Origin of the sequence: Pedococcus sp. (assembly GCF_036554925.1) — a bacterium.
In the GTDB taxonomy this organism is placed as follows: Bacteria; Actinomycetota; Actinomycetes; order Actinomycetales; family Dermatophilaceae; genus Pedococcus_A.
Map to the genome: position 1 here is coordinate 1 of NZ_DATBMI010000019.1, position 21,744 is coordinate 21,744.

The window sequence follows — 21,744 nt, forward strand, 5'->3', positions numbered from 1 at the left end:
CCGCGGCCGTAGTAGATGGTGTTGAGGTAGTCCTCGAGGATCTGGTCCTTGGACTTCTGCTTGGCGATCTTGATCGAGATCATGATCTCCTTGGCCTTGCGGCTCAGCGTCTGGTCCTGGGTCAGGAAGTAGTTCTTGACGTACTGCTGGGTGATGGTCGAGCCGCCCTGGGTCTGCCCGCCGCGCAGGCCCACCCACACGGCCCGGGCGATGCCGGTCGGGGAGATGCCGGAGTTCTCGTAGAAGTTGCGGTCCTCGGCGGCGAGGTGCGCCTGCTGGACCGCCTTGGGGATCTTCGACAGCGGCACCGACTCACGGTTGACCTCGCTGATGCGGTCCATCTCGGTCTTGCCGTCGTCGTAGTAGATGATCGACGCCTGCGCGTCCGCGAGGTCGTTGGGCTCGGGCACATCGGTCATGGCGTACGCGACGAAGAAGCCGAGGACACCGAGCAGGCCGGCACCGAGCGCCGCCAACCCGAGGCGCTTGCCCCAGAGCCGGGCGTTGGCGTTGGGCTTCTTCTTGGCGTTGCTGGCTCGCGCCTGCCGGGCCTTGGCCTGGGCACGCGTCGTGGGACGTGGGGCGCTCATCAAACCTTCTCGATCGGCATACAGGCTGGCCGTCGCCGGGCGACGACCGCCCCCAAGTATGACCGGAGACGGCGAAAGTGCTAAAACGACCGATCCCCCACGCAGGCGCCTGTGACCTGCGTCATCACCCCGCGAGGCCCGGGCCGGCGGACCCTCCGTCGAAATTGGTCGGCTCAGACTATGTATCGAACCGATATATCGGTGTTATGGTCGCGAGGTGACAAAGCCCGAGTTTGTCACCTCACCAGCTCGACCCTGAGAGGAGGCCCGCATGAGCGCTCGTCGCACCGAACTGCTCGAGTTCGCGGTGCTCGGCCTCCTCCACGAGTCGCCGATGCACGGCTACGAGCTGCGCAAGCGGCTCAACGCCGCTCTGGGTGCCTTCCGGGCTCTCTCCTACGGCACCCTCTACCCCTGCCTGCGTGCCCTGCTCGAGAAGGGCTGGATCACCGAGGCGACCGGGCCCGACGCGCCCGGCACCGGCACCGCCGGCAGCAAACGGGCGCGCATCGTCTACGAGCTGACGGCCGAGGGCAAGGAGCGCTTCCAGGAGCTGGCCAAGGCCGCCGGCCCGACGGCGTGGGAGGACGACACCTTCGACGTCCGCTTCGCCTTCTTCGCCCGCACCGAGGCCGAGGTCCGCCTGCGCATCCTCGAGGGCCGCCGCAGCCGGCTCGAGGAGCGCCTCGCGAACATCCGCGCGACGGCGGCCAAGAGCCGTGAGCGCCTCGATGCCTACACCGCCGAGCTCCAACGCCACGGCCTCGACTCCACCGAGCGCGAGGTCCGCTGGCTCACCGAGCTCATCAGCGCCGAGCGCAACCTCCCCCAGCGGGGAGCGAGCGCTGGCACCACCACCACGGGGACACCACCCGACACCCCACAGGAATGAAGGAGAACCACCATGGGATCCGTGCGCGTCGCCATCGTTGGCGTCGGCAACTGCGCCAGCTCGCTGGTGCAGGGAGTCGAGTACTACAAGGACGCTGACCCGTCGGGCACCGTCCCTGGTCTGATGCACGTCCAGTTCGGCGAGTACCACGTCAAGGACGTCGAGTTCGTCGCTGCGTTCGACGTCGACGACAAGAAGGTCGGCAAGGACCTCGCCGAGGCGATCAACTCCTCGGAGAACAACACCATCAAGATCGCCGACGTGCCCACCACCGGTGTGACCGTCCAGCGCGGCCACACCAAGGACGGCCTGGGCAAGTACTACCGCCTCACCATCGAGGAGTCCTCCGCCGAGCCGGTCGACATCGTGCAGGCCCTCAAGGACGCCCGGGTCGACGTCCTCGTCTCCTACCTGCCCGTGGGCTCGGAGGAGGCCGACAAGTACTACGCGCAGTGCGCCATCGACGCGGGCGTGGCCTTCGTCAACGCCCTGCCCGTCTTCATCGCCTCCGACCCCGAGTGGGCCGCGAAGTTCGAGGCCGCCGGTGTGCCGATCATCGGCGACGACATCAAGTCCCAGGTCGGCGCGACCATCACCCACCGCGTGATGGCCAAGCTGTTCGAGGACCGCGGAGTGCAGCTCGACCGCACGTACCAGCTGAACGTCGGCGGCAACATGGACTTCAAGAACATGCTCGAGCGCGACCGCCTCGAGTCCAAGAAGATCTCGAAGACCCAGGCCGTCACCTCCAACCTCGAGCACGAGCTGGGCGAGAGGAACGTCCACATCGGCCCGTCCGACTACGTCGCGTGGCTCGACGACCGCAAGTGGGCGTACGTCCGCCTCGAGGGTCGCGCCTTCGGCGACGTGCCGCTGAACCTCGAGTACAAGCTCGAGGTCTGGGACTCCCCCAACTCGGCCGGCATCATCATCGACGCCATCCGGGCGGCGAAGATCGCCAAGGACCGCGGCATCGGCGGCGCCCTGATCTCCGCCTCGTCCTACCTGATGAAGTCCCCGCCCGTGCAGCGCGAGGACACCGAGGGCCGCGCGAGGCTCGAGGCCTTCATCGCCGGCACCGAGGAGCGCTGACCAGCGCCTCCCAGCACGTCCGGTATGCCGCCCGCTCGCCTCGAGCGGGCGGCATACCGCTGTCCGTGCCCGGTGCGACGGCGTGGGCCGACTAGCGGGTGACGCTGACCGAGTCGAGGATCTTCTCCACCTGGGGGAGGTCGGCCTCGGCCGACGAGCCGCCCACCGACCCGGTCACGTGGACGAAGTCCTGCAGGCCGTCCTCCCGGGGCAGGCCCGCGAAGAGGTGCACCTGGGTGATCGCCACGCCGCGCGGGTCGGACCACGACACCTCGCAGCGGTGGAACGACGTGCCGCCGACCTCGACCGGCTCCGGGGTCCCGATCGTGGCGTTGGGACGCCCCTCGAGCGATCCGGCGAGCTCCATCAGGGCGTCGGCCGGCTGGTCGAGCCCGGGCCGGGTGCCGACTCGCACGATCACGTTGGGCGTGAACTCGGTGTGCTCGCCGGTCTCGCGGGCGGCGAGCGCCACCGCGGGCACCGACACCGGCTCCCAGTCCTCCGGGATGTCCAGGCTCACGGACGGGGGTGCCGGGAAGCGCTCGCTGGGGAATGTCAGGGTGCTCATCTGTCAGGCCTTTCCGCTTGCCGGTCAGTTCCAGAAGGTGGGGTCGAAGCCGACGTCGACGGACACGCCGCCGCCGATGCCGAGGGTGGCGCCGATGTCGAGCGAGACACCCACCTCGTCGGTCGAGAAGGCCACGTCGCCCTCGGCGTGGACGCCGACTCCGTAGGAGATCTCGCCACCGACGCCGACGTCGACCGGCCCGAGGTCCTGGGCGATCTGGGCCTCGGCCTTGCCGCCGACGAAGGCCTCGCCGCCGGCACTGGCCTTCAGCCCGTCGGTGCCGAGCGAGACCCCGGCGTTGGCGTTGGCCTCGCCGCCGACGTAGGCCTCGCCCTTGGCCTGGGTGCCGAAGCTCGTGGAGTACTGGCCGCTGGCGTGGGCGAGGTAGGCCGCCGCGGTGACGGTCCCGGCCGCGGCCAGGCCGTCGCGGCCGATGGACACCTCCCCCTCGGCCTTGCCCTCGGTGGACAGGAAGTCGACCTTGGCGTGGTTGCCCTTCTCGTCACCCAGGGTGTGGCTGGAGTAGGACGCCTCCCACAGCTCCTTCTCGTCCTCCCAGAGGATGCCCTTCACCTCGGTGGTGGGGCCCCGCTGCTCGGCCCGGTGCTCGCCCTCCTGGCTGTCCGGGGTGCCGTCGCCGTCGTTGTCCTCGATGGAGTCCGGGGTGCCGTCGCCATCCGCGTCGGTCCTGGTCCAGGTGGTCTCCCACCGGTGACCGCGCTCGCGCGCCAGGCCGTCGTCGCTCGTGTAGCGGGTCTCGCTGTCGGTGCGGGTGGTGTTGCTGTTGTCTCGGTGCCGCGGTGAGGTGTCGGTGGTCTCCTCGGTCCGGTTCGGCGTGTCCTGGCCCTCGAGGCCGGGGCCGTCGAGGTCGGGCTGGCGAGGGCCGCCGCGTCCGAGACCGTCGGGGGCCTTCGGGCCGCCGGGGCCGCCGGGGCCGTCCTGGCCGTCCTGGCCCCCGCCGCCACCTCGGATGCCGGACGCCCGCTCCTGGTCGGTGACGTGCGTCTGCAGCGCACGGACGAGGCTCTTCAGCTCGCCGACCTGGGTGTCGAGCACCCCCTGGAGGTGGGGCCACCGCTTGGCGAACGCCGCGCTGTCCTCGCCGGACCACTGTTCCCTCAGCAGCCGCACGGCGTCATCCGACGCGTTCCTGGCGGCGCTCAGCTCCCGCTGGGCCTGGCCCAGGCGGGACGCGATGTCGCGCACCCGCTCCACGTCCATGCCGTGGGTGTACTTCCCCCCCTGCGGTTCGGCCATGGCTCCTCCTCTCCCTCGTCTCGCTCAGCTCTGCGGGGCCGGCTGGGCTCTGCCAGCCGGCCGGTGGGCGGGCCCGCTGTCAGCGGCCCCGCCCACCCTTGTGCCCCTTGGGTGCCGCTCAGGCCTTGGAGGCCTGGCGCTGCTCCTGGACGTCCTTGCGGGCGGCCTTCTCCATGGTCTCGAGCGACCGCACGGCGCTGTCGATCTGGTTGGAGTGCTTGGGCCACTCGGCCTGGAACTGCGAGGCGTCCGGGCCGCCCCAGTTCGACCCCAGCTTGCGGGCTGCGCCGTCCGCCTTGGTCTGGACCTCGGCAAGGTCCTTCTTGGCCTTCGCGAGCCGGGTCAGGATGTCCTCGACCTTCGCGACGTCCATGCCGTGGGTGTACTGGCCGCTGCCGCCGCCCTCTCCGGGTGCCAACATGTCTTTCTCCTCTGCTTGGTCGAACGAGTCTGTGTGGGTCCTGCAGGTGCGAGCTGGTGGGAACGCTGGGTCAGTGACCCGACGCGCTCTCCTGCTGCTTGATGTTCTGGCGCACGTCCTGGACGACCTTCTGCAGCTGGGTGTGCACCTTGGTCAGCTCCGCCTTGTGCGAGCCCTCCCACTGCTGCGCGAACTGCTTCGAGTCCGGCCCCCACCAGTGCTGCTTGAGCTCCTCGACCAGGCCGTCGATGTTGGCCCGGATCGACTTGATCTTCTGCGCCTGGTTCTCCAGGACCTCGGCCTGTGCTCGGCACACCGCCGGGTTCAGTCCAGCCATCGTTTCCCTGCTTTCTCTCGGACGCGTTCTCACGCATCTGGTTCCCTTGATGTGAACAACCTACGAGCGGCCCCCTGAGACGACAATGGGGAGCACTCCCCTGCCCCGCTACCCCGTGTGCTCCGGGATGCGGTCCCCCATCCGTGGATGCCCAGACCCGTTGCCCGGCAACGGAACTGGCATTGCCACCTGAATGAGCTCTGGCGTGCCGCGGGTGACGAGGTAGCCCCGCCCCTCCAGCACCTGCTCCGCGCTGACGCCGCGGTAGTCGACCGAGAAGGCCTGCGAGTCATCGCCGTTCGGCTGCAGCGAGATCCCCGAGCGGCCACCGCGGAACACCCCGGCCAGGCCGTAGCTGGAGTTGAAGAACGACGAGTCGGCCTCGGCGACCACGACCTGTTCCGAGTTCACCAGGTCGCGGACGAGGTCGGCGAGGGCGTCCTCGCAGCCGCTGTTGTCGAGGTCCTGCGTCCGCTCGATGACGACGAGCATCGACGCGCCGTCGTCCCCTGCCTCGTCGACCTGGGGGCGCAGCCGCTCCGCGGCCTCCTCGCACGCGGTCGCGCCGACGGCCACGCCGGCCCACAGCCCGTCGGCGCGGGTCAGCGCGGACTTGCGCGGGCTGAACAGCCACGCCCGCATCCCCGGCCTGGCGCGCAGCGCGGCCTGCACCATGGTCTGCACCGTCGTCGTGCGGCCACTGCCCGAGGGCCCCAGCACCATGTGGGCACCGCGCAGGGCGAACCCGACCGGCCGCAGCGTGGTCGACGACAAGCCGACCACCGGCCGGCCCTGCGCGTCGGTCGACGGCAGGTCGGCGAGGTCGACCCGCTCCGGCAGGGATCGGATCGCCGGCGCCTGGGACCCGCCGGCCCGGCGCACGGCATCACCGAAGGCGGTGATGGCGCGAGCCTGCGCCGTGCCCTCGGCCGACCCGCCGAGGACGGCGATCTGCACCTCCCGGCCGTGCACGATCGCGCGGCCCGGGGGCGAGGAGAGGCTGAGGATGTCCGACGGCACGTCGAGGCTGAGGTAGTCGTCGACGGAGGCCATCCTCAGGACGATGCGCTGCTGGACCGCCGACGACAGTGCACCCCACATGCCGCTGCGCTGGTCGACGGTGACGACGAGGTGCACACCGACCGGGCGGCCGTCCGCGGCGATCGAGGTGAGCTCGTCGATCCACTTCTGGCCCGGGCCGTGGTCGTAGGCCTGGGCGAAGGCGGCCAGGCCGTCGACGAGCACCAGGATGCGGGGCTCGTCGGGGCGCCCGGCGAGCCTGCGGTAGTCGGTGATGGTCGCGGCGCTGTGCTGGGAGTAGCGCAGGGCTCGGTCGTCGATGGTCTCGCGCAGCATGGTCAGCAGTCGGACCAGCCGCTCGTGGTCGCCGCCGTAGATGATGCTGCCGACGTGGGGCAGACCCTCGAGCATGGCCAGACCGCGGTTGCCGAAGTCCAGGCCGTAGACGTGGCACGGCCCGCCACGGACCGTGAAGCCCGCCGCCACGGCGATCGACCGCAGGAAGGCGCTCTTGCCGGAGCCGCTGGCGCCGTAGACCGCGAGGTTCCCCTCGATGTCCGGGCGGAAGCTGATCGCGGGCTGGGTCTGGGTGTCCGGGTCGTCGCTCACCCCGAAGACCAGCTCGTCGTCGCGGCGTGCCGTGGGCAGCTCGGCCAGCTCGTAGACCGGCGCCATCTCGGGGAGCCAGGGCTTGCGCGGGATCGGCAGCTCCGCGGTGAGGTGCGCCGCGTCGATCTGCTTGACGATGCGCTGGATGTCGGTGGGCCCGAGGTCGGGGGCGTCGTGGTGCTCCTCCGGGACGGGGAGCTCCCACGGCGTGCCGGCGCCGAACCCGAGCGTCTCGACGTGCAGCTCGGGTGGGGGCGCCTCATCGGAGGTCCAGCCACCGGCATACCCGGTCTGGAAGGGGGTGAGGCGACCCGGTCCGGACTTGGACACCGCTCGGCCCGGCAGGGCCGGGTCGAAGTAGGCGGCGGCGGTGGTCCCGAGCACGTCCTCGCTGTCCGCCTCGTCCGCCATCCGCAGGGCCATGCGCAGGTTGGTGTTGGCGCGCAGGTTGTCCTTGATGACGCCGGCAGGACGCTGCGTCGCGAGGATGAGGTGCAGGCCGAGCGAGCGGCCGCGCTGCGCCACGTTGACGACGCCGTCGACGAACTCCGGAACCTCCTGCACGAGGGCGGCGAACTCGTCGACGACGATGACGAGGCTCGGCGGGGCGGCGACCTCGCCCCGGCGCTCGAGCTCGACGAGGTCCTTCGCCTTGTACTTGGCGAGGATGTGCTCGCGGTGGCGCAGCTCCGCGGACAACGACGCCAGCGCACGGCGGACGAGGTGCGGGGAGAGGTCGGTGACCAGGCCGACCGTGTGCGGCAGGTTGACGCAGTCCCGGAAGGCCGAGCCACCCTTGTAGTCGACGAGGAGGAAGGTGAGCCGCTGCGGCGAGTGGGCGACGGCCATGCCGAGGATCCAGGCCTGGAGCAGCTCGGACTTGCCGGCTCCGGTCGTCCCGCCCACGAGGGCGTGCGGGCCGTCGGCACGCAGGTCGATGGAGAAGGCGCCCTGGGCGGACTGCCCGACCACGGCCCGCAGGTTGCCCGGCTTGGCGCGCTGCCGTGCCTGGGCGGCATACGGGCCGGTGAGGATGGAGCGGCTCTCCCCCCAGCGCTCGATCACGGCGTCGGGGGTGTCGGCGAGCTCGCTGCCGACGAGCGTGAGGAAGGAGACCGAGCGCGGCAGGTCGCTGTCGTCCTCGACCGGCACACCCGAGTCGACCATCGGCGCCATCCGGCGGGCGGCGGCGTCGACGAGCTGGGTCGGCACGGTGTCGGTGGCCACCGGCGTGCGGACCACGGCCTCGCCGACGTAGCCCACGGTGTCCTCGGCCGGGTCGGGCCCGAGCTCGACGAACGTGCGGCAGGCGGCGGGAAGCAGCGGCGTCGAGGGTGCGACCCACAGGACGACGACGCCCTTGCTCCAGCCGCGCTCGGCGAGCTGCACGAGCCGGCTGCGCTCGACGGGGGCGTCGTCCTCGACGACCACGAGGACGAGGGGGCGGTCGGCCGGCATGGCCGGCGGGGTGTGCGGCTTCCCGGTCTCACCGGCCGCCGGGTGGGCCGGCGACGCCTCGGCGGGCACCGCTGCGTCGGGGGATCCCTCGGGGCCGGTGCCGATGAGCTCCTCGAGCTCGGTGAGGAGGGAGACACAGGCCGGCCCGCTGCCGGCCAGGTGGCGCGCCCCGAGCGGGCTGTGCGGGGAGGCGGTGTGCGGAACCCACTTCAGCCAGTCCCAGTCGCGGGCCGAGGCGGGTGAGGCGAAGGCGGTGAGGACGAGGTCGGCCGGGGAGTGCAGCCCGACGGCCTGCATGACCACGGCGCGAGCCGCCTCGAGCGAGCGGGCGCGCGGCCCCGAGACGCCCAGGGCGCCTGACCGCAGGGGCACGGCGGTGACCGGGACGTCCTCGACGTGGCCGAGACCGTCGATGGCCCGGGACGCCTCGAGCCAGGCCTCCGCGCGGGAGCGGCCGAGCTGGGGCATCGTCATGAGGTTGCGCGAGGGCATGCTGCCCAGGCCCAGGCGGAACTCCAGGAAACCGGGGTCGGACGGTCGTCGGGTCCACATCAGCGGTGAGCCCTGGACGACCGCCTCGCTCGCGGTCGCCGACGACGGGTGCTCCGCGAGACGTCCCTCGACCTCGCGGGCCTGCTCCTCGCGCAGCGCGTCGACCATCGTGTCGAGGTCCTCGCGGAAGTGCTCCATCGCCTCCTCGTAGTCCTGGCGTGCGTGCCGCCGGGACTCGAAGTAGTGCGCGAAGAGCATCACCGGGCTGAGCATGATGAACAGCAGGAACAGCAGGTTGTCGAGCGCGACGGCCATGACGACGCCGAAGAGGGCCGGCGCGAAGGCGCTCAGCCAGGGCATCCGCTCCGGCTTGGGCCGCTCCGGCAGCTCCGGCACCGGCCACTCGCGGCCCCGGTAGAGCGGGGCGATGCGCGGCGAGCGCGAGAACGGCTGGGTGACACCGCGCGAGGCGACCAGGCCGGTCGACCCGGCCAGCATCCGGATCTCGATCTCGGTCTCGCCGAGCTGGAAGCGGTCGCCGCTCTTGAGCAGGGCGCGGTCGACCTGCTCGCCGCCGATGATGACGCCGTTGGAGGACCCGAGGTCGATGACCTCGGCGACGTCGGTGACGAGCAGCTTGGCGTGGCGCCGCGAGACCGACGCGTCGCCCACCTGCACCTCGCAGCCGCGTCCGCGGCCGATGTATGCCGTGCCGGGACTCAGGGGCACCTGGCGGCCGGCGTCGGGGCCCGCCGTCACGAGGGCGGTGGCGACCTCTCGGGAACGGTCGGCGTAGCCGCCCGAGCGGCGGGTGACCGCGACGTGGGCGCCCGAGCGCAGTCCCGCCTCCGCGAGGGTGGCCCGGCCGTCGAGCGCGCGGTAGTCCTCGTCGACGAGGGAGAGGGTCAGGTCGTGCAGCCCCTCCGGTGCGGGGCTGCCGGCCCGGGCGGGGTCGGCGAGCAGGAGGTACTCGGCGAGCTGGCCGACCGTGGTTGTCCCGTCGACCGTGGCCGCGAGGTCGGTGTCGACCTCGCCCGAGCGGAGCGTGAACTTCAGCTTCACGAGGCAGTTGCCCTTCGGGTCAGCCGCAGGGTGCGGGTGGCTCGGGTCGGGCCCGGGCGGGCCGGGCCCCTGGCGAACAGCGGCCGCAGGTCGAGGTCGGCCCGCAGGCGGCGCCACTGGTCGGCGTCCGAGCGGAGGCGACCGCGGGCCACGTTGGTCGAGTCCCAGTACTCCTGGGCGTCGTCCGGGGTCGGCTCGCCGGGGCCGAACACGTGGGCGTTCGCGGCGGCGGCGAGGGCGTGGGTGCCGGCCCGCCCGCCGAGGGCGTGGGCCTGCTCCAGCCGGGTGGCCCGGCGCGGCGGGGCGTGTCCGTAGGAGCGGGCTGCCGCCATCAGGTCGGCCCAGGCCCAGGCGATCCGCGCCGTGGTCGGTCCGCGGGTCGCGTGGCGACGCCGACGCCAGGCCTTGAGCCCGCGGATCACCCAGTAGAGGGCCAACAGCGCGGCCGCCGGCAGGAGGACGTAGAAGACGAGGACCCGCAGCCACCACGGCCACGCCGCGGGGTCGAAGAGCTTCTTCGGCGGCTTCTTCAGGTTCGTGGCGTTCTGCGCCTGGTCCGGGCCCTGCAGCACGCTCGGCGGGTTCACGCCGGCGGGCGGCGGGACGAGCGCCCCCACCTTCTGCTGCTCGCTCTTGGACTGCAGCGGGTTCGGCTGCTTGTTGCGGTCGGGCATGAAGTCACGGGGCAGCAGGGGCACCCACGTGCCCGTCGTGTCCCGCACCTCGACCCAGGCGTGGACGTCCTTCCCCTCGACCACTCCGTCGCCGGGTGTGATGGCGCCCATCACGACGCGTGCGGGCACCCCGAGCCGGTTGGCGACCAGGGCCAGCGTCGCGGCGTACTGCTCGTCGTTGCCGGCGAGCTGGGTCGTGCCGACGAAGCGGCCGAGCCGGCCCCGGCTGTGGCCCGGAAGGTAGTTGCGCTCCTGGCTGTTGGGCTCCCCGCCGTCGGTGTAGGTGCCGTCGGACTGCATGGTGCGGGCCACGGCGAGGAGCTGGCTCCAGGGGTCACCTGCCTCGCCGGTCCAGGCGTCGACCTTGGCATCGAGGAAGCCGAGGTCGACGCTGTCCGTGAGGGAGCCGGAGTCGGTGGTGAGCGACTCGGGGAGCTGCTCCGGCACCTCCGGGAGCAGCACGTCGAGGGTGTAGGAGTCACCTGCGGCGAGCCGGTCCGGGACGATCGCGGTGCCGGTGTCGACGTTGAGCCACAGCCGAGAGGCGAGGTCCTCGGCACGGCGACCGTCGAAGGCGACACCCGCGACGGTGCCGGCCGTGGGCAGCCAGACGTCCCGGTAGCCGCCCTCGGGGACGGTGATCCGGGCTCGCGCGGGCTGCCCGTCACCGCGCACGGCCACGCGGGAGCCCACCTGCTGGAAGGCAGCGCCCGGCTGCTGGGCACCGTTGTTGGCCCGGTTGGACGCGCCCCACACGGCACCGTCGTAGGCGTCGAGCGTGGCGAAGCGCAGCGGGGTGCCCTCCGGGAGGCCCTCCACGCGCAGCAGCTCCTGTTCCCACAGGTTCGCCACGTTGGGCTCGGTGTACCGGCGGAAACCGGCGAGGGGACTCGGGAACGCGGCGACGTCGAAGGGCGGTGTCACGGCAGCCCGGGCCACCACCCGCGCGTCCTCGTCGGCGCCCGGCAGCAGCGGCCCGGCCGCGTAGCCGGCGAGCCCGGCCGCGGCGAGCAGGGCCACCGCGATGCCGGCCCGGGCGCTCCGACCGGCGCCGTTCTGCAGGGGCGGACGGTTCCGCGACGCCCGCACGACCATCCAGCCGATCACCAGCAGTGCGAAGACGGCGCCCTGCACCAGCAGCCCGGCCGGCTCGAGCGTGCCCAGCACGATCCCCAGCCCGAGCAGCGCCAGCGGCGCCAACGCCACGGCATACGGGCTGGACCACCGACGGGCCACCGCGTAGGTGACCGCACCGCCGAGGAGACCCACGATGAGCGGCAGGGCCAGCAGCGGGCCGATGGCGTCGACCGGGGGAAGCATGGTGACGAGCCGCTTCCACCCGTGGACCAGGGTGTGGGCGAGGTCCTGGAACGTCTGGCCGCTCGGGACGACCCCTGCGATGAGGTCACCGCGGACGGCGAGCGGGCCGCCCACGAGGAAGTAGGCGGCGGCGGCCCCCACCAGACCCACGACCGCCGGGAGGCGGAACGCCGTGGTGACGTGGGCGATCGCCAGGCCGAGGAGGAGCCCTCCGCCCGCGGCGACGACCCACTCCCAGCCGAAGAACCCGGTGCGGAAACCCACCAGGGCGACGCCCACGAGAGCGGCCGCGAAGCCGAGGTCGACGAGGTCGTGGCGTGTGGGCACGAGGGCGCCCAGGCCGCCGCGCATCCGGTCGCGCGCGGTCGGCTGGGTCCGGAGCATGCTCGCGCGCGGCGGGGCGAGCGGTGTGCTGGAGGCGCTCACGTCATCAGCCCGCTCACGAGCACGGCCCGCAGGTCGTCGAGCTCCCGGATGGTGAGCAGGGTCAGGCCGGCCACGTGCTTGACGCCCACCCGCTCCCTCGCGTCGACGGTCAGCACGACCTTGTGGACCTCCGTCTCGAACTGGCCGAGGGCCCTCTGGACCTCGATGAAGGGTCGGTGGGCACCGGTGATGAGGAAGGCGATCGACGTGTCCGGAGCGAGGGCGAACGCCTCGCCGGTCAGCGCGAACAGGTCCTGCGGGCCGAGCTCGACCCGGGCGAGCGCGTCGAGGGTGAGCGAGCCCGTGGTGCGGGATGCCTTCTCACGGCGGGAGACGACGGTGGTGTCCTGCTCGTCCATGATCGCCCGCACGGCGAGGGAGGCCGCCGCCGAGATGCCGGTCTCGACGTCGTCCTCGCCGTCGGAGTAGGACGCCGGGTCTGCGTCGATCACCATCGTGAGGTGGGAGCGCCGGGTGTCGAGGAACTGGCGCACGAGGAGGCGGCCCGCCTTCGCCGAGGAGCGCCAGTGGATGTAGCGGCGGTCGTCGCCGGGCTGGTACTCCCGCAGCGCGTGGAAGGCCAGGTCGGACATCGAGAGGTCCTGCGTCGTCTCGCCCTCGAGGTCGCGCAGCAGCCCCGCCCCGATGCTCTCGAGCGAGATGGTCCGCGGGTGGACGAACAGCTCGGTCACCTCGGTCCAGCGCACCGTGCGCCGGACCAGGCCGAGGGGGTCGCCCTGCACCGTCTTCGCAGGGCCGACGGGGATCACGCCGCGACGGCTGGTGGGCACGACGAAGAGCTCCTCGTGGGCCTTTCCGGCGCCCAGCGTCGGGAGGGTGAACCGGGCTGCCGAGACGCCCACCGGCAGCTCGACGAGCAGCGGCAGCATCCCGCGACGGGACCGGTTGGTCACCTCGATCCGGCCCGTTGCGGGCTCGCCGACCGTCACGCGCACCGGGTCGACGGCCGTGCGGATGGACACGTTGGCCCGACCGACCGCCAGCAGCAGGCAGCAGCCGAGGAGCGCCAGGCTCGCGGCGCCGATCATGAGCCACTCGGCCCACCCCAGCTCCGCCCCGACCACCCACCCGGTCACGCCGAGCGCCAGCACCGCCCAGCCCAGCGGGGAGATCCAGCGCAGGAACCCCGACACCGGGCCCAGCACCGGCGCGGCCCCCTCGCGCAGGCGCTGCCACCGGGGACCCAGCGAACCACCGAGCCGTCCACCCGTGTCCCGGACCGGCTGCGGCAGCCGGGGCCGGGGCACGCTGATGGTGGGCAGCGACGGCATACGGCCGCGACCCGGCGAGCGGCGCGAGGCAGCACCCTTGAGGTCGGCTCGCCGCGTCGTCTGCTCGGCGGTGGGGGTGGGGGCGCTCATGCTCAGGCGACTCGCTCGGCGGGGGGAGCGACCTCGGCGAGGATCTGGTTGATGACCTGGTCGACGGTGATGTTCGCGAACTGCGCCTCAGCGGTCAGCAGCAGGCGGTGGCACAGCACCGGGTTCGCGAGCAGCTTGACGTCGTCGGGGATCACGTGGGTCCGCCCCTGGCTGGCCGCCCAGGTCTTGGCGCAGCGCACGAACGCCAGGCAACCGCGCATCGACAGGCCCAGCTTGAGGCTGACGTGGCGGCGGGACTCCTCGGCGATGCGCGAGACGTAGGCGAGGATGGCCGGGTCGACGTGGATCTCGTCCGCGAGCGCGGCCATGTCGGAGACGACGTTCGAGGTCACCACGGGCTGCAGGGCCTTGGTGCGGTCGCGGGTCTTGGCGTCGGCCAGCACCGCGACCGTCGCCTCGTGGTCGGGGTAGCCGAGGGAGGTCTTCATGAGGAAGCGGTCCAGCTGGGCCTCGGGCAGCCGGTAGGTGCCGGCCTGCTCGATCGGGTTCTGGGTCGCGATGACCATGAACGGGTCGCCCACCTCGTGCGGGACGCCGTCGACGGTGACCCGGCCCTCCTCCATGACCTCGAGCAGCGCCGACTGGGTCTTCGGCGAGGCGCGGTTGATCTCGTCGGCGAGGACGATGTTGGCGAAGATCGGGCCCGGGTGGAAGTCGAAGGTCGACTTCGAGGGGTCGTAGATCGTCACGCCGGTGACGTCGCTCGGGAGCAGGTCGGGCGTGAACTGGACTCGGCTGTTGGTGCCCTGCACCGTGCTCGCCATCGCCCGCGCGAGCTGGGTCTTCCCGGTGCCCGGGAAGTCCTCGAGGAGCAGGTGGCCCTCGGAGAGCATGCAGGTCAGCGCCAGGCGGATGACGTGCTGCTTGCCCAGCACGGCCTGGTCGACGTTGGCGACCATCTGGTTGAACGCCTGGGCGAACCACTGGGCCTGGTCGGAGGTGACGGTCATGGCTGCGTGCTCTCTCTCGTGGGTGCGGGGTCCAGGTCTGGTGATGGGGTATGCCGGTCGGCCGGCTGGTGGTGGCGGGAGGCGCGGTGGCGGGTCATGACCAGAACATCGACCCGCTCACGCTCTGCCCGCCGCGGTCGAGCCGGACGGTCACGTTGCCGACGTTGTTGCCGTAGAGGCAGCTGCCGGACCACGAGTACCCGTTGCCGGAGCCGTTGACGACCAGCGGGGACGACGAGGTCCGCCAGCCCGTCGCGTCGGAGCGACAGTTCACCTGCCAGCTGGTGTTGGCCGGGAAGTCGCGGATGTTGAACACGACCTTGTAGCAGCCCGGGGAGTACGAGCACGAGCCCTGGCCGCTCGGGTCGACGTACCGGTTCCCGCTCTTGCGGAGGTTGTAGACGTCCGGGTTGGGCGGCGGGATGGTCACCGAGGCATAACCCGTCCACCCGGACCCGCCCGCGGCCGAGAACGCCTTGACCCGGAGCCGGTAGGTCCCGGGTCCGCGGTTCGGCAGCGACACGGAGGTCCTGGCGGAGTTGTAGGTGGCGTTGACGGACCCGTCGACCTGGACCCTGGTGATCGGCCGGCCGTTGGTGGGCAGGTTCCAGTCCCAGGTGACGTCGTTCCCGCTGCGCGAGCCGCGCAGGTTCGTCGGCGTGGGGGTGTCGCCGTACGGCTGGTAGCTGTTGCTGAAGTCCGACCACGGCGACCAGCTGACCCCGTTGTAGGCCCGGACCTGCAGACGCTGCTGGCTGGTGCCGAGGCCGGTGACCGGGAAGGCCTTGGTGGCGTTCTCGGCGCAGCCACACGAGACGAACCCGCCGGACCCGGCATTCGTCTGCCACTCGAGCCGGACGTAACCGCTGCCGCGCGAGTCCTTCAGGGCGACCCGGACCGAGGCGCCCTTGTTGCTCGACGGTGTCGACACGCTCGGGGCGCTCGGCTGCACCGGCGGCGCCACCGAGCGGAAGGACGCGGCGTTGCTCTTGGGCGACTCCTTGCCTGCGCCGTTCGTCGCCGTGACGACATAGGAGTAGGTGCGGCCGTCGTAGGGGATGGTGTCGGTGAACGTGCGCGTGTCGGGCGAGGTGGTCGTGCGCTGCGACCAGGCCCCGCCGTCGACCCTGCGGTAGACCGTGTACGTCGTCAGGTCGGGCCCGTTGGGCGACACCGAGCCCCAGCTCACCTTGAGCGCCTCGGACGACTGCGCCGCACCCGGGCCGCGCGGGCTGAGCGTGGGCTTGCCGACGGCCGGAGGCGTCCCGGCCGACTGCATCGTCACCGCAGGGCCGAACGGCCCGGGGCCGAGGGAGTTCCTCGCCTGGACCTGCACGCGCTGCTGGTGGTTGTTGGTCAGCCCGGACACGGTGGCCCGCAGCGTGGGGGCGGGGACGTCCTGCTGCTTGACGCTCCCGTCGGCCGTGTCGGTCACCCGCACGGTGTAGCTCTTGATCTCGCTGCCCTTGGGTGCCGGCTTGTCCCAGGCGATGTCCAGCCGCCCGTCGCCCCGCCCGGTCATCCGCACCCCGGTGACCGGGTTCGGGAGCGTGTCGGGCTGGACGGGGCCGTACTCAGGGCTGGCCGGACCCTCGCCGACGGCGTTGGTGGCGCCGACGCGGAACCAGTAGTCCTTGCCGTCCTGGAGCCCGTCGATGGTGCACGGCGAGGCGGTGCAGCGTCGCTCTCCGCTCTGGGCGCCACGCCAGGTGACGGTGTAGGCCGTGATCGGGCTGCCGCCGTCGTAAGCGGGCGGGACCCAGCGCACCCTGGCGGTGCCGCCGTTGACCCGGTCGGCCACGGCGACCACCGAGGTCGGCGCCCCCGGCTTGCCGAGCATCTCGACCGTGCCGCGACCGGGCGCGCTGCGCCCCGGTGCGTCGGAGACCGCGACGTCGACGGTGCCGCGACCGCTGGCCTCCCCCGAGGCGGTGACCGTCAGGTTGCAGCCGCTGCGGCTGACGCTCAGGCCCTTGCCCGAAGTCACGGTCGCGGAGTCGATGGAGCAGGCCGGCTTCTCCAGCGGTGAGTCGAGGTAGCCGCGGAGGCTGATCGTCTGCGACGAGCCGGCCTTGAGGCCGGTCACCGAGAAGGGCCGCATGCGCGGTGGGCCGACCGAGGCGGGGTTGTCGCCGTTCGTCGAGACCGCCGCCGCGTCGCCCTCCAGGCCGATGACCGAGACCCTGATGTGCGAGACCTCGTCGGCGCCGCGGGCCTGGATCCGGATGCGCCCGTTCGTGCTCGTGGGCGCGTCGCGTCCCGCGCTGACCGACACCGTGCGCTGGCCGGCACCGGACTGCCGCAGCTCGACACCCTCGGGCTCGGGCTCCCAGCGGGCGTCGAAGGCCACGTCGTCTAGGGTCATCCCCGGCGGCAGCCAAGCGTGACAGAGGGTCGGGATGTCGATGTCCCGGGCCCGGCCGGCCGCGTTGACCGTCACGGCGTAGTCGGGGCACCGCAGCAGCGGCACCTTGGGGCCGATCTGGACCGGGATGGAGACGTAGGCCGTCCGGAAGTCCTTCTGGTCCAAGGTCTCCTGGTCGCTGACCTCGAGCATGACCGCGGCCGGCCCGACGTATCCGTTGGCAGAGGTGAGGGTGAGGCCGTCCTTGCCGTCGGCCTCCGCGGTGAGGTGCTCGCGCGGGGAGGCGCTGATCGTCTCGCGGGTGGTGATGCCGACGACCCGGGCACGCGGCGACTTCACGTAGTCCGCGAGCTTGACGCCCTTGCTGGAGTCCTTGTCCATCTCGATGAGCGCGCCGCTGACCACGAAGGGGGCCCCGTCGCTGCCGGTCGGCACGTAGACCAGGGCCATCGCCTTCTGGCCGTCCTCGTCAGTGATGACGTACGGGACGGTGTGGGGGTGGTCCAGGACACGCACCCGCACCTGGTTGCCCTCGACGCTGCCCTCGGGCGAGAGCACGTCGGTGACCTTCAGCTGCGACCGGTCGCCGTCGATGTCCCGGTCGTTGGCCGTGACGTCGACGAGGGTCGTGGCCTCGTCGGGCCTGGGCTTCGCCACGTCGTCGACCGCGATCGGGGGGTTCTTGTGACCGGGCGTCGGCACGACGGTCACGGACGCACGCGAAGGGTCGAAGAGGCCGTTGGTGATGCCGTACGTCAGGTGCTGGACGCCCCGGTCGGGAGCCTGGACGGTGGTGGAGAAGTAGGTGTTCTGGCGGTCGATCCTCCACGTGGCCAGCTCGGCCTTGTCGTTGAGCTCCTCGTACTCGAGGTCCACGGCGTCGCCCCGGGCGATCAGGTCGTTCTCGGTGACGTCGACGGTGACGCGCTTGCCCGGCGCCGCCCGCACCTCGTCCTCGACCGCCACCGGCGGCTGCGGGTCCCCGGGCTGGACCACCCCGATCCGCACGAACCCGGTGCTGGTGGCGCCGAAGCGGTCGGCCACCTGGTAGTGCAGCACCTCGGTGCCGGCCGACCGCGGGTAGGCCTCGTACTTGATCGTCGACGCGCCGAAGGACGTCACCCGGCCGAGGGAGAGGTCGACGGTGTCGCCCTCCTCGCCGACGATCCCCTGCACCGTCACGCTGTCACCGTCGGCATCGACTCCGGAGACCGGGACCGTGATGCTCAGCGGCTCGCCGGCCACGACGCTGGCGGAGAAGCTGCGGGCGGTCGGCGGCTGGTTCTGCGTCGTCGGCGTGGGCAGCGGCTTGACGGTGACGCTGGCCCGGCCGGTCTGGGCCCGGTCGCGCATGCCGATCGGGTAGACGGCGTACTCGATGACGCGCACCTGCTCGACCTTCGGGTTGCGGTCCCGGGGCACGTACCGGATGACGTTGCCCGACGCGAACGCGACATCCGGACCGTTGAGCACCTTCACGCTGCCCGGGTCGAGGACGAGCGGGATGCCCTCGGCCATGCTGTCGTTGTCCATCACCGGGATGGTCACGGAGTCCTGGGCGCGTACGACCGCGGTGTCGTCCTGGACGATGGGCAGGGCCCCCTCGAGGGCCGGGCGCTGCGAGACGGAGATCTGGCCGGTGGTCGCCTTCGTGCCGTCGCTCACCGTGTAGGTGACCGAGCCGCTGCGCGGACGCGCCCCGGCCGTCGCCGGCTCGAGGGCCTCGATGCGCACCCAGCGTCCCTTGTAGATGGACGGGCGCAGCCAGGCGCTGTCGCTCTCGACCTTGACGCTGCGGGTCACGAGCACATCGGCCCGGGGGCTGTAGTCGTTGGCGAGGACGTCGGTGAGGACGGGGGTCTGGTCCCGCAGGGTCGCCGAGTCGGGCACGGCCACCGGCGGGGCGTCCGGGTCGGGGCTGGCCTCGAGGTCGACCCGGATGCGGCCGGCCGCGACCCCGGCGCCGACCTGGGCGCCGTACGTCAGCTCGTAGGTGCCCTCCGCCGACCCCGTGATGGTGACCACGCCGGTGTCGAGGTTGGTGTCGACGGAGAGCGGGCCCTGCGGCGGAACGGCCCGCGACAGCCGCATGGTGGCGTCCGGCTCGCTGGGGTCGGCACCGGCCACGTCGTTGCCGAGCGGCTCGATCTGCAGCGGCTTGCCGACGACGCCGCGCACGACGTCGGGCTGGGTCGCGGGGGCGCGGAACCGGTCGGTGTTGTCGAGGACCTGCAGGTTGACCCGGCCGGGGGTCTGCTCCCGGCCGTCGCTCACGGCGTACCCGACGGTCTGGGGACCGCTCTTCTGCGGTGCCAGCACGCTGAGGCGGCCGAGGCCGTCGACCGAGCTGCCCTGCTCGGTGGCCTGCACGGTGACCGTGTCGCTCTCGCGGTCACGCCAGTCGCCGATGACCTGCACCGGGAGGAGCTTGCCCTGGTTGACCGGGTACTGCGTGTTGGCCAGCTTGGCCGGGCCCGGGCGCAGCTGCGGCGGGGTGTTCTCCTGCTCGCTCGCGAGGGTCACCCGCACGGTCGCCTCGGACTTCTCCGGTGCCGTGCCGTTGTTGACCTTGTACTTGAAGGAGAAGGACTGGCGCGCGGGGTCCTTGGGGATCGACACGTCCACGCTCTGTCCGTCGGCGGCCACGCTGACCGCCACGCCCTGGAGGTCGGGCGGGCCCACGTCGTCGGGGTTGATCGCGAGGATCGCGCCGGTGGAGTCGGTGTCGTTGTCGAGCACGTGCAGCTTCGACGTGCGCCCGGGACGGGCCTTGAGGTCGTCCGGCTCGGCCTTGGGCGGCTGCGCCTGGGACGCCTCGTCGATGAGGTTCTCGTCCTTCTTCTTGTTCTTGTCCTCGGTCTGCGGCGGCGGGATGAGGGAGTCCCACTCGTCGATCTTGACCGGCTTGCTGTCGAGGTCCCAGACCTCCCCGCCGTCGAGGTCGTTGAGGACGACCAGGCGGCGGTTGGTGCGCAGGGTGACCCCGTCACGGAGCGCCGTCGTGGCGATGCGCTCGATCGTCACCGCCACCGCGGGCTGCTCACGGCCGCAGTTGACGTTGTAGTACGCCTTGGTCGGCGCGGCCCAGGCCGCGTGCAGGCAGGGACCGAGCCGCAGTGGCCGCGACACCATGGGGCGCTCGCCCTCGGCGGCGCCCTCGTCGACGATCTCCACCCCGCCCTGCGTGGGCCCTCCGCCGTCGAGCCCGACCAGGGTGACCCGGTCGCGGCCCTGGACGGCCACGTCGTCGGTGGCCGGCCCGGGCTGCTGCAGCGCGGCATACGCCAGCGAGCCCTCCTCCCGCGACACCCCGGCGTTGACCGGCTTGCCCACGCCCTCCGCGAACACCTCGTCGCGGGCGGGGTCGTAGACGACCCACCGGTCGCCCACGGCCGTGATGTCGACGGCCTTGGTCTGGAGCCCGATCCTGGTGGTGGCCGGCTTCTCGAAGCCCGTGGCCGTCGGGGCGAGCGAGACGACCTTGCCGGTCGCGCCGGAGACGGCGTGCACCCCGCCGCGGACGTCGACGGCCACGGCCGCCACGGCGCCGACCTGGGCCAGGGGCTTCGCGGCCGCGGACAGGCCCTCGAAGCCGGCGATGCCGGAGCGGGTGTCGACCCGCTGCGCCCACAGCTTCCCGGTCTTGGGGTCGACCATGGCCACAGTGCCCCCGCGCAGGTCGACGGTGCGGGGCACGAAGGTCTCGAGGTTGGTGGCCGCCGAGGGTGGGGGGTAGCTCACCGCCGCGGCCTCGTCGAGCCGCCCCGTACGCGTGTCGATGGGCAGGAGCTGGTTCGAGCCGACGGACAGCCCGGCCACGGCGCTGCCGTCCTGGACGACGTCGAGCGGCGAGTCGGCCGTGGTGTTGGCCTTGACCCCCGCGTCGAACTGGCCGACCGCCTTGTTGACGCGGGCGAAGCTCGCGTTCTTGGCGGAGCTGACCCACACCCCACCGTCGTTGAGGTCGGCCTCATGGACCGTCTCACCCTTGGACGTCACCGCGAAGAAGGTCAGGCTGGACGCGGCCACGGCCACGGCCAGCGCAGAGGCAACCCCCACCTTCCGGTTCGACACCGGACTCACCAGTTCTACTTCCCCTCGTCCTCAACGCCGACGTTCGCGTCCAGCAGTGCGAGGTCGGCCTCGGTGACCAACCTCGTCGACAGTGCGTGCTCCACGAGCCGCGCCTTGCGGTTGCTGGCGAGCTTCCCCGGCCCCCCGTGCAGACCACGAGTACCAGCATCCGCAAGTTTTTGACAGACGTTGTCCAGCTTTCGGTTGAATTTTGTGACCTTCCAGCCCAGCCGCGCGGCGGCGTCCGCCGACGACGGGATCTGGCCGGACCCGGCATACGTCCTGCTCAGGAAGCCCTCGCAGAGGGCGACCATGAGCAGCTTCTGGTCCGGGGTGAAGGACACCCGGCCCACGGTGGTCTCCCCCGTGCGGTCGTCCTCCTCCGCATCGGTGGCCACGCTGGCGAAGGCCGGCGCGTCCACGACGACCTCGAAGTCGTAGGTCGTCGGGCCGGCCGTGAACCACACCGTGAACCGCTCGAGCGCCAGCGGCACCCGGGCACCGGGCGAGAGCCAGGCCTGGAACAGCCCCTTCTGGTCGGCCACCGTGGCGGTGAGCGTGGAGCCGACGTTGGCCAGCCACCACAGCCCGCCGTCCTGGACGACGTGCAGGAAGGTGCGGTGCAGGTAGGGGTTGTCGTCGATCTCCACGTCGCCGGAGCGGCCGATCGTCAACGGCCGCTCCGGGTGGGCGGTGAACCGCTCACCGCAGAACTCGATGGTCACCCCCACACC

13 protein-coding genes are annotated in these 21,744 nt (G+C 72.0%); 2 read left to right on the top strand and 11 right to left on the bottom strand.

The window, feature by feature from the left end; genetic code table 11:
- On the bottom strand, positions 1 to 590 hold a 590-nt coding region (locus VIB11_RS01385), incomplete at its 3' end, for a biosynthetic peptidoglycan transglycosylase (protein WP_332027636.1).
- 271 nt (positions 591 to 861) lie between these two features.
- Between VIB11_RS01385 and VIB11_RS01390 the strand changes: the two genes are divergently transcribed.
- Both VIB11_RS01390 and VIB11_RS01395 read left to right on the top strand, forming a co-directional pair.
- Positions 862 to 1,482: a PadR family transcriptional regulator gene (locus VIB11_RS01390; protein WP_332027638.1), complete on the top strand. Its 621-nt coding sequence runs from the start codon at positions 862 to 864 to the stop codon at positions 1,480 to 1,482.
- A gap of 12 nt (positions 1,483 to 1,494) precedes the next feature.
- Positions 1,495 to 2,574, top strand: coding sequence for an inositol-3-phosphate synthase (locus VIB11_RS01395; protein WP_332027640.1), 1,080 nt, complete (start codon positions 1,495 to 1,497; stop codon positions 2,572 to 2,574).
- A 91-nt stretch (positions 2,575 to 2,665) separates the two neighbouring features.
- On the opposite strand, the gene VIB11_RS01400 is transcribed toward VIB11_RS01395, so the two are convergent.
- From VIB11_RS01400 to VIB11_RS01445, 10 genes are all read right to left on the bottom strand, one after another.
- On the bottom strand, positions 2,666 to 3,142 hold the full coding sequence (locus VIB11_RS01400; protein ID WP_332027642.1) for a hypothetical protein: 477 nt from the start codon (positions 3,140 to 3,142) through the stop codon (positions 2,666 to 2,668).
- Between the two features lie 24 nt (positions 3,143 to 3,166).
- Positions 3,167 to 4,399, bottom strand: a complete 1,233-nt coding sequence (locus VIB11_RS01405) for a hypothetical protein (RefSeq protein WP_332027644.1) — start codon at positions 4,397 to 4,399, stop codon at positions 3,167 to 3,169.
- A gap of 118 nt (positions 4,400 to 4,517) precedes the next feature.
- Positions 4,518 to 4,820 (bottom strand): WXG100 family type VII secretion target, encoded by a 303-nt coding sequence (locus VIB11_RS01410; protein WP_332027646.1) that lies wholly within the window; start codon positions 4,818 to 4,820, stop codon positions 4,518 to 4,520.
- Positions 4,821 to 4,890: 70 nt separating this feature from the next.
- Positions 4,891 to 5,157: a WXG100 family type VII secretion target gene (locus tag VIB11_RS01415; RefSeq protein WP_332027648.1), complete on the bottom strand. Its 267-nt coding sequence runs from the start codon at positions 5,155 to 5,157 to the stop codon at positions 4,891 to 4,893.
- 108 nt (positions 5,158 to 5,265) lie between these two features.
- Positions 5,266 to 9,798 carry an FtsK/SpoIIIE domain-containing protein gene (locus VIB11_RS01420; RefSeq protein WP_332027650.1) on the bottom strand — a complete coding sequence of 1,511 codons (4,533 nt, stop codon included), beginning with the start codon at positions 9,796 to 9,798 and terminating at the stop codon, positions 5,266 to 5,268.
- Positions 9,795 to 12,218, bottom strand: coding sequence for a transglutaminase-like domain-containing protein (locus tag VIB11_RS01425; RefSeq protein WP_332027653.1), 2,424 nt, complete (start codon positions 12,216 to 12,218; stop codon positions 9,795 to 9,797). The genes VIB11_RS01420 and VIB11_RS01425 overlap by 4 nt, the downstream gene beginning before the upstream one ends.
- Positions 12,215 to 13,600, bottom strand: a complete 1,386-nt coding sequence (locus VIB11_RS01430; RefSeq protein WP_332027655.1) for a DUF58 domain-containing protein — start codon at positions 13,598 to 13,600, stop codon at positions 12,215 to 12,217. Before VIB11_RS01430 ends, VIB11_RS01425 begins: the two co-directional genes overlap by 4 nt.
- A gap of 2 nt (positions 13,601 to 13,602) precedes the next feature.
- On the bottom strand, positions 13,603 to 14,571 hold the full coding sequence (locus VIB11_RS01435; RefSeq protein ID WP_332027657.1) for a MoxR family ATPase: 969 nt from the start codon (positions 14,569 to 14,571) through the stop codon (positions 13,603 to 13,605).
- 94 nt (positions 14,572 to 14,665) lie between these two features.
- Positions 14,666 to 21,019, bottom strand: a complete 6,354-nt coding sequence (locus tag VIB11_RS01440; RefSeq protein ID WP_332027659.1) for an Ig-like domain-containing protein — start codon at positions 21,017 to 21,019, stop codon at positions 14,666 to 14,668.
- 5 nt (positions 21,020 to 21,024) lie between these two features.
- Positions 21,025 to 21,741, bottom strand: a complete 717-nt coding sequence (locus VIB11_RS01445; protein ID WP_332027660.1) for a hypothetical protein — start codon at positions 21,739 to 21,741, stop codon at positions 21,025 to 21,027.
- Positions 21,742 to 21,744: the final 3 nt, after the last annotated feature.

Excerpts from the sequence above, each read along its gene's own strand:
- VIB11_RS01390 (WP_332027638.1), top strand. The coding sequence starts at position 862 with ATGAGCGCTCGTCGCACCGAACTGCTCGAGTTCGCGGTGCTCGGCCTC.
- VIB11_RS01395 (WP_332027640.1), top strand. The coding sequence starts at position 1,495 with ATGGGATCCGTGCGCGTCGCCATCGTTGGCGTCGGCAACTGCGCCAGC.
- VIB11_RS01400 (WP_332027642.1), bottom strand. The coding sequence starts at position 3,142 with ATGAGCACCCTGACATTCCCCAGCGAGCGCTTCCCGGCACCCCCGTCC.
- VIB11_RS01405 (WP_332027644.1), bottom strand. The coding sequence starts at position 4,399 with ATGGCCGAACCGCAGGGGGGGAAGTACACCCACGGCATGGACGTGGAG.
- VIB11_RS01410 (WP_332027646.1), bottom strand. The coding sequence starts at position 4,820 with ATGTTGGCACCCGGAGAGGGCGGCGGCAGCGGCCAGTACACCCACGGC.
- VIB11_RS01415 (WP_332027648.1), bottom strand. The coding sequence starts at position 5,157 with ATGGCTGGACTGAACCCGGCGGTGTGCCGAGCACAGGCCGAGGTCCTG.
- VIB11_RS01430 (WP_332027655.1), bottom strand. The coding sequence starts at position 13,600 with ATGAGCGCCCCCACCCCCACCGCCGAGCAGACGACGCGGCGAGCCGAC.
- VIB11_RS01435 (WP_332027657.1), bottom strand. The coding sequence starts at position 14,571 with ATGACCGTCACCTCCGACCAGGCCCAGTGGTTCGCCCAGGCGTTCAAC.